The following is a 12,179-nucleotide window of genomic DNA, read 5'->3' as shown; positions in this document are numbered from 1 at the left end:
CGTAACCATTATAGCATGATTGATTTCTGTTTTTCACGATTTATTGTTATATTTTTCTCTGAAACTAGCAAATTGTTGACGAAAGAGTGAACACCATGACGATAGAGCTTCCAGAAGCTTTTATAAGAAAAATGAAGAGCCTGCTCAAGGACGAATTCCAGGATTTCTACAGCTCCTACAATGACCCGCGCCATTATGGGGTGCGGATCAATACGTTGAAAGTGGCGGCACAACAGTTCGCCACAATATCTCCCTTCGCCCTGGAGAGAGTGCCGTGGTGTCCGACGGGCTTCTATTATCCGGAAGGAGAGCGGCCGGGGAAGCATCCCTATTATCATGCCGGCCTGTACTATATTCAGGAGCCGAGCGCGATGCTTCCCGTAGAGCTGCTAGAGATTCGTCCCGGCGACCGCGTGCTCGATCTGTGCGCGGCTCCCGGAGGGAAAACGACCCAAATCGCCGCCAAGCTGCAGGGAACAGGGCTTGTCGTGGCTAACGATAATCAGGCCGAACGAGTCAAAGCGCTGGTGAAAAATGTGGAAATGGCCGGTATCCGCAACGCCATTGTACTTAATGAGCTTCCGGAAAAAATGATTACCCACTTTGCCGATTATTTCGATAAGATTTTAATCGATGCACCCTGCTCGGGAGAAGGAATGTTCCGGAAGGAGCCGGAAATGGCCGCTCAATGGGAGAAGCATTCTGTGGAGCGCTGCTCGGCGTTGCAGAAGGACATACTGGAGAGTGCGGCCATGATGCTGACTGAGGGAGGCAGAATCGTCTACTCCACCTGCACCTTCTCCCCGGAGGAGAACGAAGCCATGATCGTCTCCTTCCTGAAGAGACATCCGGAATTTCGGCTTGTTCCCGTGCAGGCGGAAGGATGCTCGGCCGGCAGAGCGGACTGGAGCGGGCCGACCTCATGGAAGAATGATGACGGAAGGGAAGGAAGCGGCATTCCCGGTCCGGCGCCACTGCCTGGAACCGTCCGGCTGTGGCCGCATCTGGTGCGGGGGGAGGGGCATTTTGCAGCGGTGCTTGAGAAGGCCCATGCGGCTCATGCAGCTTCGGCGGATGAAGCGGAGGAACGTGACGTTCAAGCATCAGTCTACATCCGTTCGGCCGATGAGCACACCCTGTCGGTCAGTCACGCAGGCCAAATTAAGGTGAATGCCGCCGCAGGCAGGCTGGCAAGGAAGGCCGCAGGGCCCGGCAAGAGGGGGCATAAGGAGGCCGAGGCAGGACGCAGTAGACGGGACAAGAACGGCAAGGGTAAACCGAAAGAGACTTTCATGGCGGCGACAGCGGCATGGGAAGCCTTCATTAAGGAACATCTGACCGTTCATCCGCCCGGCGAGCTCGTAGTGTACGGGGACCGTCTGTATCTGACACCGGCTTACCCACCGGCTCTCGATGGACTTAAAGTGTCGAGACCCGGTTGGTACGTCGGTACGATCCGCCACAACCGGTTCATACCATCACACGCCCTGGCCATGGGATTGAAAGCGGAGGAAGCGGTCCGCCGGGTGAATTTATCCTCGCAATCCATGGAGGCGGTCAATTATTTAAGAGGCGATACACTTCCGGTTGCGGAGGTTGATATACTTAGAGCGGGCCAATGTCCTGCCAAAGGCTGGTGTCTGGTATGTATAGACGGCTATGCTGCCGGCTGGGGAAAATGGCAGGACGGAATACTGAAGAACGAATACCCGCCGGGATGGAGGATGACTTGATATGAAAGCGACCCAGCGTCTGGATAAGCTGCTGGCACATACGGGCTGGGGTACACGCAGCGAAATCAAAAAGCTGGTCAAACGGGGAGCCGTTCTCGTTAACGGAACCGTAGTGAAAGACAGCGGTTTGCAAATCGATCCGCAAAAGGATAAGATTCGGGTAGATGGAGAACCCGTTGAGTATAAGGAATTCATTTATATTATGATGAACAAGCCGCAGGGGGTTATTTCGGCCACCGAAGACGTCAGGGAACGGACGGTGCTCGATTTGCTCGGTCCGGAGGTCGGTCATTTCCGCGTGTTTCCTGCCGGTCGGCTGGATAAGGATACGGAGGGTCTGCTTCTGTTGACCAATGACGGCAAGCTGGCCCACAATTTGCTCTCCCCCAGAAAGCATGTCCCCAAAACCTATTACGCGGAAGTGGAGGGGAAAGTCACGGAGGAGGACGTTGAAGCATTCAAGCGGGGAGTCCGGCTGGATGACGGCTATGTGACTCTTCCCGGCGAGCTCGTTATATTGGATGTCAAGGATGGAGAGCGTCCGCTTTCCAAAATTGAGCTTACGATCCGAGAAGGCAAGTTTCATCAGGTCAAAAGAATGTTTCAAGCAGTAGACAAGCTGGTAGTCTATTTGCAGCGAATTTCAATGGGAACCCTTCGCCTCGATCATCATCTGCCGCTCGGTGGCTATAGGGAATTGACAGAGGACGAGCTGAAGGGATTGAAAGACGGAACGCTATAGAAGAAAGAGAATCAGACCAGAGATTGACAAGACGCTAAGGGAGGGGCACGAAACCATGAACTATAAGCTTATTGCACTGGATGTAGATGGAACCCTGCTGAATGACCGCCATGAACTGACGCCGCGGACAGCCGATTTATTAAGGGAAATTCATCACGCGGGCGCGGAGATCGTGCTCTGTACGGGAAGAAGTCCGACTAACGCGGTTCCTTATCTTAGGGAAATGGGCCTGGAAGGCATTATGATTACCCATAACGGTGCCGCAACCGTGGCTTCCAAGGAAATGGCCGTTCTTCATCAGCATTCCTTTACTATAGAAGAGGTAGTGCCTTTTATTCATTTTTGCCGGGAAAATAACCTTCATTTCGATCTTTGCACGCCGTTCGAATTGTACTTGGAGCATGTGACCGAATGGGAACAGAAGATGTATGAAAGCTTCAAAATGACCCCGATCGTCTATAAAGATCTGCTGCAATTCAAGGAGCCGATCGTCAAGTTCACAATTTACAGTGAGAAAGAGAAGGTGGATCAGGCGGAACAAGAATGGGGAGTATGGAAAACCCCGCTGCGCATGATCCGCAGTCACTTGAATTTTATCGACTGGATGCATCCGGAGGCCAGCAAAGGGAATGCATTGCAGCAGTTGGCCCGAATCCGCGGGATTTCCCGGGAAGAAATAATCGCTATCGGTAATTATTACAATGATATGGATATGATCGAATACGCCGGCCTGGGAATTGCCATGGATAATTCGCCCCAGGAGGTTAAGCAAGCAGCCGACGAAGTTACTGCGTCCAACAATGAGGATGGAGTCTACCTTGCGCTTCGCAAATATTTTGAATAAATACTTTACTCATCCTTCGCAATAAGGACAAATTTCTAATCCGTTTTCTGCCGCCGGTCATGGTTATCCTTGCCTTAATTCGGACAAGCTATCAAGGAAACCGATTCAATGATTAGAGGAGGGTAACCCGATGGCAAAGCTGATCATCAGGCCTGATCTTAAGACCGCCGGCGGAGAAACCGGGGATATTTTGTTGAATGGACGTTTTATAGGCAGTTTCACTTTAGTGTACCGGGAAAATGACAGGGTGTCCGGTGCGGTCCAACTGGAGAAGAAATCATTGCCCGCTTCGGTTAAAGAGGAAGTGGAGCCATTTCTCATCAATTATATTCAATCGTTCACCGATGCCGTCAATGCTGCCGAATGCAGCGTAATAGTGACTTATAGCCCATATGAGCACATAGTGAATGCCGAAGAGGTGGAGATGGCTGACGAAACGGATGAGGCGGAGGAATGGGATGCGCCGGATTCGGATCATACGGCGGAAGCGGAGCTCGAAGCGGAAGACAGGGCTGCTGAGGGCTACTATGAGCTGGTCGCGGTGAAGGAATCGGAAGAATTCGTCCATTATCACGTTTATAATGAAGAGGAAGAATGGCTGGTTGAGGCGTTCCTGGATGTAGGCCAGAACATTGTTGATGGAGAAATTCATTGGGTCGCCCCTCCATCGGAGGACGAGATCGATGATATTACGGAATTGATTGTGTCCGACTTCGATGAAAATTTAATCGATCATTTCTCTCTGAGGCATTATTATGATAAGGGGCTTCTGACGACGATGGAATTGGATCACGAGTCGCTTCTCCCGGACGATGAACAAGAGATGGAAAATAGCCTGAATGATGATTATTCCGTCTTTCTCGTCAGGGATGACGGGGATACGCTCACTTATGAAATTTACCAGAAGTCCCACGGGGGACTGCCCATCGGAACCGCGACAGTCGACTTGGGCAGCCGGCAATTAACCGGGTTTATCGATTTTCGGGAACCGGATCTTGCCAAAGATTCCGAGGAAATCGCCGCTCTTCTTCTAAATGAATTGGATAAGGAGCAGGATTATGATTCCTTGAGCCTGACGATGCTGTCCAAGAACAAGACAATCGAAGAAATGTTCATTGAATCCACACCCGTTCACTAATTGCTGGCTAGAGATAAAATGGGTGAGCCCGGCTGGTTATCAGCCGGGCTCCTTTGGTTAAGCTATGCTTTCTTGACTGTCTTCCATTCGTTCGGACAAGGGAAGAGCAAAGATATCGACGCGATGAATTCGAAAATGCTCCACGTCTGTAATTTGAAACTGTACATCTTCATAGAAAACCGTCTGTCCGATTTGGGGCTGGCCGTTGATTTGGCTGTAAATCCAACCGCCGATCGTATCGACTTCCTCATCGGAGATATCCAGTCCGAACATTTCGTTAACCTTCTCGATCAGCAGCCTTCCATCCACAGAAGTACGGTCATTCAGAATCTCCACCTGGGCTCTTTCGATTTTGAGCTCGTCTTGAATGTCTCCGACGATCTCTTCAATAATATCTTCCATGGTGATGATCCCCGCCGTGCCGCCGTATTCATCCACGACAACGACGATTTGCACCTTCTCCTTCTGCATAACACGAAGCACCTGACTGATTTCCATCGCTTCAGGAATATGAATGACCGGGCGAATCATGGACTCAAGCTGCAAGTTCTCCTTGCCTTTCTTAAGAACCGCATTATAAATATCTATAGAATGAACAATACCCACTATTCGGTCTTTATCCTCTTGAGCTATCGGATATCTGGAATGTTTGCTTTGGATAACGGTTTCCAAATTCTCTTCGAATGAAGCATTTGTATATAAGCATTCCATCATGGTTCGCGGGATCATAACCTCCCGGGCTACACGCTCCGAGAAGTTGAAGATGTTCTCGACCAGAGTAAGCTCTTCCTGATCGATATGTCCGCTTTTTTGGCTTTCTTTCATGAGAATGCGGATTTCTTCTTCTGTATGACCGGCATCATGCTCGGAGGCCGGATGAATTCCAATGCAGCGAAGCAGCAGAATGGAGGTTCCATTCAGCAGCCAGATGGCCGGATACGCAATCCGGTAGAACAGCATTAAAGGGCCGCTCAGCCATAGAGCTGTCTGTTCCGCTTTGACAATGGCTATAGTTTTGGGAGCAAGCTCTCCCAAGACAATATGGAGTATGGTTATAGTACCGAAGGCAACTCCGAAGGAAACCGGTGTGATTAAATATTCGGGTGCATTCAGGTATGCTAAAATCGGCTGAACGATCAAATGAGAAATAGCGGGTTCACCGACCCATCCCAAACCTAGCGATGCCAGTGTAATACCAAGCTGACAAGCTGATAAGTAAGCGTCCAACCGTGAGGTTACGTGCTGTGCAATTTTGGCTCTGGCGTTGCCTTCATTCACCAACTGTGCGATCCGGCTGCCCCGGACCTTAACCAGCGCAAATTCCGATGCGACAAAAAAACCGTTTAACAATACTAAAAACATTACCAATAATAAATTCATTAATATCGGTATGCCATCTTCCAACAAGGATCCTCCCCCAGCCGGGTTTGGATATTCACCTCCGCATAATTAAGAATAGAAACTACGGTACGGAAAAAACTGTGAAATTAAGCGTCAACTTTCCATCCGATCACCCCATTTAGCATTATTATAATCGAAATGAGAAAAATATGTAAGCTAACTTTCTTTCTTGATAAAGGAATAAGCAGTTCTATGAAATCAAAGAAAACCGTCCGGCTTGGGGGCCAACGGTTTTCATGAGGATGATAGTTTATTAGAGCGACCGGAAAGAGGGTCACTGAAGCGCTAAAAGTGTTTGAGTTCCTGGTTTGCATGAAACTTTTAAGCAGCCGGATTACAGAAATAGAAGGACGGCCAGACCGGCTATGACACAATAAATGGAGAAGTACAACAGATTGCCCTTCTTCATGATGTTCATAAACCATTTAAGGGAGAAATAGGACGCCACAAGGGCGACCAGGAACGCCGCTCCGTAGGGCAGCAGCAGCCGATCCAAATCAGGGTCGCTGGCGATATGCTTGGCTTCCAGAACCATCCCCCCGAGACTGACGGGAATGTACAGGAAGAAAGAGAAGCGAAGAGCCGTCTCTTGTTTCATTCCAAGAGCCATGGCAGCGACGATCGTGGCTCCGGAGCGGCTGATTCCCGGAATTAACGCAACGGATTGCGCTAATCCGATAATAATGGAATCCTTTAACGTTAGCTGCTGATCCCCCTTGCGTCCGCGAAGATTCCGGATAAGAAACAGCGCAACCGCTGTAACGAGCAGGGTGATTCCGATAACGTTGAGGCCCTTGAGCCGATCGGAGATGAAGTCGTTGAACAGGACTCCAATGACACCGGCAGGAATCGTCGCAATGATTAAATAAATAATGAACATAAAATCACCGCGGCAGTTCTCGTCCCGTTTGGTCAAATATTTGAATCCATTGACCGTGAGCCGAATGAGATCTTGCCGGTAAATAAGCAATACCGCGAGCAGCGAAGCGAAATTGACCAGCACCTCAAAGCTCAGCCCTTCGATTTCCAATCCGAACAGCCGCTGCGCGATGACCAGATGCCCGCTGGACGAAATCGGAATAGGTTCAGTGAAGCCCTGGATCAGTCCTAGAATGGCGTATTTTAGTGTTTCCCATAAGCTTTCCAATGTTAGTTCCTCCAAATAAAGTAGATTAATAGAGTGTTGAGAACCTCTAGAGAAGAATTCGACAACCTCTCCGATAAACCTTCATATTAGCTTTTTATACGATGCAGGCATTTGAGAAAGACATCGAAGGACAAGCAGCGCCGCATCGCATAAAAAGCTTCCGCCAAACTTCCATATTAGCTTTTTATACGATGCAGGCATTTGAGATAGACATCAAAGGACAAGCAGCGCCGAATCGCATAAAAAGCTTCCGCTAAAGAAGAATTCGACAACCTCTCCGATAAACTTCCATATTAGCTTTTTATATAATAATAGAATTAAGTGCATTTTCAAAGCCAAGCTGATAAAGTAAACGAAAATTTAAGAATCTTTGTCGAAAAAAGTAGAGGGTGTATGAAATCAGTCCTATGGAGAATATTACCTGGGAAGCAGCTGCAGTCCGGGTTTAGAGGTGCGGCACCCCATATGTTACAATGGGAGCAGAAGCATTTAAACCGTCTCATGAGATAAAAGCGGCCGGACACCGATCATAATGGGTGGCCCGGATTCCAGCATACAGATAGGAGAATGACCGATGAGGAAAGAGATACAGTTAGGAGATTTCCATACGATTCTTTCGGAAGGGGAGGTTTGGACGATTGGCGGGTTCCGGCTGCCGGACGGCTCGTTCTGGAGTTACCGTGAGCCTGAAGCGGTCGTTATTGTTCGCAACGGAATTCTTTACGTACGGGCGCCCCTTAGCAGAAGTCATGATAAAATCCAAATTTTGGATAATGCGAAGCATATGTATTATTCCGCCAAACCGGTGGAAGTGCCGGAGAACGGAAAAATCAGCTTCGAGCTGCAGATCCGCGCACGGACACAGAATACGGTCCCCGATGATTTATATGACGGGTACGTTTCCCTCAACCTGCTGGACTTTACGACCGGCGGCGCCCTTGATTTCTTCGTGAGCAACGATCAGTATGCCAGTGTTTACGCGGTTCTGCCATTTCCGGGCGTGCAGGTTCCGGAATCGGACAAGACGAAATATTTCTGTATTTTTAAAGAGGAGAAGGATCATTTCAAGCCTCGCGAATTCAACACCTACAAAATCATCTATGATCGTTCCGTCAATGAAGCAGTATTCTATATTAACGGACATGAAGTCCGCCGCGAGAGGAACATTCCGCTCAAGCTCAATCAATTTACCGTTGCGCTCGGCATCATGACCGAGAAGGACCTGACTCCGGAAGGCAGCGTATCGGTGCATGGACAGACCGTGATCGGGGAATGGTCGCCGGTTAACATTACGATAGAAGAGAGCGGGGAGAAGCAAGAGAACGGGAATCCAGTGGAACAGGATTGAAGATCCGCCCTCGTTTGGTGATGATTGACATGAATGATTCTGGCTGTTGAGTAAGCATCTACGTTGTCTTTACAGGTGTCTGCATTAATGCGCATAGGGTGCAATTTGCCGTTCACAGCTCGAATATAACACGGAGCTCCTCGTCGGAGCAGCGGGCCAGGACGAGCAGAGCCTCATAAGGATCGCCTTTGATGCGAAAGAAGCGGGCAAAAGCAGGCTCGGTCTTGCAGCCTTCTCTTTTGATTTGCATGATGGCCTGTTTGGCCGCCGGCCCGGCGAGGCACAGCAGGCGATGCTCGATATCCATATGAATTAACGCGTTCTGCTCGGCGACCGGGATCGGCTGACCGAATATTTCAATCGGCCATCCCTCGAATTGGAAGCGGCAGACGAGAGCGGGAATGCCCTGCTTGATTGTTTCGTGCAGTGTAAAGCCGGGAAGTGAGGAATAGTGGGAGCTTAGGGCGCCGGCCAGAAGCGACGGTACTGCATTGCAGATGATATCCAGATCGCTGACCTCGGTATCGATCCCCAGAGGAATGGTCCCGGCCAATACCGGATCGAACGGCTGCAGCCGTTCATTGATTTGCAGACCGGCAAGCGCTTCATAAGCCCGCTGCTGCCTCGGGGTACCCCGGCGTAAATATTCCGTGCTTTTCCACCGGTTATATGGCTGGGTGCTGTCCATGGTCAACAATCCTCCTGATTACATATCCGCCTTATTTGCGTTGCGCTTAAAATCATTCGGCCTAGAGTGTGCTTGCTTGCCCGGCGGGAGACAAGCCGTTGAACTAAGCCAGGCCAAGCTCGGGCTTTGCAATGCTTAACGGGGCAAGCGCAGGCCTTTCGGATAATGGTTCTTCAACTGTTCCCCGCTTACCTTGCCCCAGCCTAACGGCTGGCCGTCAATGGTTACGAGAGCCCATCCTTCCCGGCCGCTTTTTACCGTCAAGGTTTCTCCACGGAGATAAGCAGCGGCTTCCTGAGAATCTGCGGCTAACGTTAGAGGGTGGCGGGACATGTCCTCCCGCAAAGTGAGAGCCAAAGCGTGAGCCGGCTCCAGGCGGTTCTTCTTGACGGTGCCGAGATGCAGTCCGGGCCGGACCGTCTTCAATCCGTCCAGCGAGGACGCCGACCACAGGCCCTCGGTGTCATGGGGCAGCCAGTAAAGCTGCTCCCCGAACAGGATGGCCTCTCCCGGAGGAAGCTCCGGCTGCCTGGACAAATAGGCTTCTGCAAAGCCGGAGAACAGCTTCCAGGCGTCCGCAATAGCCTTAGTCTGCATCCGATGCTTGGCGGAGCCTTTCACGCGCGTGGAAGGCGGCTTCATTGAACGGCCGGACGCAAGCTGCTCCTCCCCCTCCTCCCTCTTCTCCAGCAAAGCGACGAAATGGCCCTCCCCCTTATGCAGGTGAGGCCAAATCCGCTCGGTTCGCAGCACCTCCATGTAGGGGAACTGCTCCGTAATCCGGGCGATCACCTCTTCGTTCTCTTCTATGGAAAAGGTACATGTAGAGTAGGCCAGCTTTCCGCCCGGCTTCAGCATCGGAATGGCGTGCCGGAGGATGTCCATCTGCCTGGCGGCGCACATGGCGACATGCTCGGGCGACCATTCGCCGACGGCATCCGGGTCCTTGCGGAACATTCCTTCGCCGGAGCAAGGCGCGTCCAGCATGATCCGGTCGAAGCCGGATGCGAACCGGCCAGCCAGCACGTCCGGCGCCGCATTCGTCACTACCGCATTGCGGATTCCCATCCGCTCGATATTTTCGGCCAATATTTTAGCCCGGGCAGGGTGGATCTCATTGGCCACCAGTAATCCTTTGCCTTTCATTTTGCCGGCGATTTGCGTTGATTTCCCCCCGGGTGCGGCGGCCAAATCAAGAATCGTTTCTCCCGGCTGCGGGTCGAGAATTTCCACTGCGGACATGGCGGAAGGCTCCTGGATGTAATACAGGCCAACGGCATGATACGGATGCTTGCCGGGCCGGTGCGGCTCCTCGTAGTAATAGCCGGTCGGGCACCATGGAACAGGGACAAGCTTGAACAGCTCCTGCAGCCGTTTCGCCCATGGACTGTCCGGCTCCACTTTGAGAGGATTCAGGCGCAGACCGTGTGTCCGGGCTTCGCTGTAGCTCAGGAAGAAAGCTTCGGCATCTTCTTTCAATTGACGTTGTATTTTATCTATATATGCTTGGGGTAATGTTGTACTCAAAGCGAGGAACTCCTTTTAGCGGGATAGATGATGCATTTATTTTTTTCATGATAACGATTTTTCGGCTTAAATTCCAGCAGGGAAAATGATAAAAAAGCTGCTGTTTTTTTGCTTCGCAAGGAAGGATGCATTAGGAAGCCGGGCCGTTACTTTACAGCCTCCTGCTCTGTTTCCTCTTCTTTTCTAAGCAAGGCCCGCATGGTATAATAATATAATGTTTATTTGAAGACTGATGAGTTAAGGGGCGATCGTCTCTTGCGTTTGTCATGACTCCTCTTGTTTGTTTCATAGAGAAGGTAATGAAAGATTGGAGCGGCCGCCGGCTCTGTTATAGATATGCGCGGCTATTCGATTGCCTTAATTTGGCGTAGCATTTAATTCAACAGTCTTTTAGTTATGTGAAGGTGGTGGCCATGAGTTATAACGTTCCGACCAAGGTTCAAATTCTGGGGAAGGATATCCAGCCCGACCAGTTGAAATACCATCATAAAGAGGTGCTTGTCTCTAAGGAATTCACATTTGACAGCGCCCATCATTTGCATTGCTATGAAGGCAAATGCAAAAATTTGCACGGCCATACGTATAAACTGCAGGTTGTCATGAGAGGCCGGGTAGATGAACGGGGAATCGTGATTGACTTCGGCGATATCAAAAGGATTGCCAAAGAAAGAGTTATTGACCGCCTGGACCATCAGTATTTGAACGAAGTGCTCCCTCCGATGAATACGACCGCGGAGAATATGATCGTCTGGATGTACGAGCAGATTAACGAGGGTCTCGTCCAGGAAGGGCTCTACCCCGCCGTCAAGCTGGAGGAGCTGCGGTTATGGGAAACCCCGACAAGCTACGCGGCCGTAACCCGGTCCATGATGGAGGAAGCTGAATGATGAAAGACGTCAAGCTGCCTATGGTAGAAATATTTGAGACGGTTGAGGGGGAAGGCACGCGGGCAGGATTCCCCACCGTCTTCGTCCGCTTGTTCGGCTGCAATCTCCGCTGCGTCTGGTGCGATACGACATACAGTTACCCCCCGGATAAAGCGGATAAAGTGATGACGATCGAAGAAATCGTCCGGGAGGTGGGCCGGTACTCTTCCCGGCATCTGTGTCTGACGGGCGGGGAGCCCCTCTTGTACGGCGAACATTCCCTTGCATTAATCGAAGCCTTATCCTCGTTGGAGCAAATTGTCGATGTGCATATCGAGACGAACGGAGCGATAGATCTTGCCCCGTTCCTAAGCAAGGTCACTTCCTCCAAGGTCAGATATATTATGGATTACAAGCTTCCCGGGTCCGGCGAGACGGAGCAGATGATTCACGGCAATTTTGCCCTGCTCAGGAAGCAGGACGAAGTCAAGTTCGTTATTGCGGACGAGGCCGATTTTCATTTCGCCCGCGAAGTGCTGGCCCAATATCCGACCGAAGCTCTGGCGCTCTTCAGTCCGGTATGGGAAACGATGCCTCCGGCCAGGCTCGTTGAATTGATGCTTAAGCATGCACTTGTTAACGTCAAGCTGAATATGCAGCTCCATAAAGTCATTTGGGACCCGGCCGCCAGAGGGGTCTAGTGGGGACTAATCGAATGGATCGGCTCGCTGTGTCGGGCCGATTC

At 50.8% G+C, this 12,179-nt stretch carries 11 protein-coding genes; 7 read left to right on the top strand and 4 right to left on the bottom strand.

All coding sequences use genetic code 11. From position 1 onward, the window contains the following. Positions 1–95 precede the first annotated feature (95 nt). From ACFQ03_RS12520 to ACFQ03_RS12505, 4 genes are all read left to right on the top strand, one after another. Positions 96–1,733, top strand: a complete 1,638-nt coding sequence (locus ACFQ03_RS12520) for an RsmF rRNA methyltransferase first C-terminal domain-containing protein (protein WP_379288459.1) — start codon at positions 96–98, stop codon at positions 1,731–1,733. 1 nt (position 1,734) lies between these two features. Beyond that, entirely contained in the window at positions 1,735–2,475 is a 741-nt protein-coding gene (locus ACFQ03_RS12515; RefSeq protein ID WP_379288457.1) for a pseudouridine synthase, read from the top strand. A gap of 55 nt (positions 2,476–2,530) precedes the next feature. After that, positions 2,531–3,319: a Cof-type HAD-IIB family hydrolase gene (locus ACFQ03_RS12510; RefSeq protein ID WP_379288455.1), complete on the top strand. Its 789-nt coding sequence runs from the start codon at positions 2,531–2,533 to the stop codon at positions 3,317–3,319. 130 nt (positions 3,320–3,449) lie between these two features. Then, positions 3,450–4,457, top strand: coding sequence for a hypothetical protein (locus tag ACFQ03_RS12505; RefSeq protein ID WP_379288453.1), 1,008 nt, complete (start codon positions 3,450–3,452; stop codon positions 4,455–4,457). Positions 4,458–4,514: 57 nt separating this feature from the next. Here the strand turns inward: ACFQ03_RS12505 and ACFQ03_RS12500 are convergent, their stop codons facing one another. After that, positions 4,515–5,837 carry a hemolysin family protein gene (locus ACFQ03_RS12500; protein WP_379288700.1) on the bottom strand — a complete coding sequence of 441 codons (1,323 nt, stop codon included), beginning with the start codon at positions 5,835–5,837 and terminating at the stop codon, positions 4,515–4,517. A 355-nt stretch (positions 5,838–6,192) separates the two neighbouring features. After that, positions 6,193–7,005 (bottom strand): undecaprenyl-diphosphate phosphatase, encoded by an 813-nt coding sequence (locus tag ACFQ03_RS12495; protein WP_379288451.1) that lies wholly within the window; start codon positions 7,003–7,005, stop codon positions 6,193–6,195. 574 nt (positions 7,006–7,579) lie between these two features. Here ACFQ03_RS12495 and ACFQ03_RS12490 point away from each other — a divergent pair. Beyond that, on the top strand, positions 7,580–8,353 hold the full coding sequence (locus tag ACFQ03_RS12490) for a DUF6081 family protein (RefSeq protein WP_379288449.1): 774 nt from the start codon (positions 7,580–7,582) through the stop codon (positions 8,351–8,353). 112 nt (positions 8,354–8,465) lie between these two features. On the opposite strand, the gene ACFQ03_RS12485 is transcribed toward ACFQ03_RS12490, so the two are convergent. Together ACFQ03_RS12485 and ACFQ03_RS12480 are read right to left on the bottom strand one after the other, a co-directional pair. Further along, on the bottom strand, positions 8,466–9,041 hold the full coding sequence (locus ACFQ03_RS12485; protein ID WP_379288447.1) for a DUF4269 domain-containing protein: 576 nt from the start codon (positions 9,039–9,041) through the stop codon (positions 8,466–8,468). 135 nt (positions 9,042–9,176) lie between these two features. Beyond that, positions 9,177–10,568: an RsmB/NOP family class I SAM-dependent RNA methyltransferase gene (locus tag ACFQ03_RS12480; protein WP_379288445.1), complete on the bottom strand. Its 1,392-nt coding sequence runs from the start codon at positions 10,566–10,568 to the stop codon at positions 9,177–9,179. 413 nt (positions 10,569–10,981) lie between these two features. Between ACFQ03_RS12480 and queD the strand changes: the two genes are divergently transcribed. Next, the gene (queD, locus tag ACFQ03_RS12475; RefSeq protein WP_144937736.1) at positions 10,982–11,455 is read left to right on the top strand and encodes a 6-carboxytetrahydropterin synthase QueD; all 474 of its coding nucleotides are present in this window, start codon (positions 10,982–10,984) and stop codon (positions 11,453–11,455) included. After that, positions 11,452–12,135 (top strand): 7-carboxy-7-deazaguanine synthase QueE, encoded by a 684-nt coding sequence (locus tag ACFQ03_RS12470; protein ID WP_379288442.1) that lies wholly within the window; start codon positions 11,452–11,454, stop codon positions 12,133–12,135. Before queD ends, ACFQ03_RS12470 begins: the two co-directional genes overlap by 4 nt. The last annotated feature ends 44 nt before the right edge of the window (positions 12,136–12,179 follow it).

The organism is Paenibacillus residui, from assembly GCF_042677205.1.
Taxonomy (GTDB): domain Bacteria; phylum Bacillota; class Bacilli; order Paenibacillales; family NBRC-103111; genus Paenibacillus_L; species Paenibacillus_L residui.
Note: the sequence above shows the minus strand (reverse complement) of the source record. Positions and strands in the feature narration are given on the sequence as shown.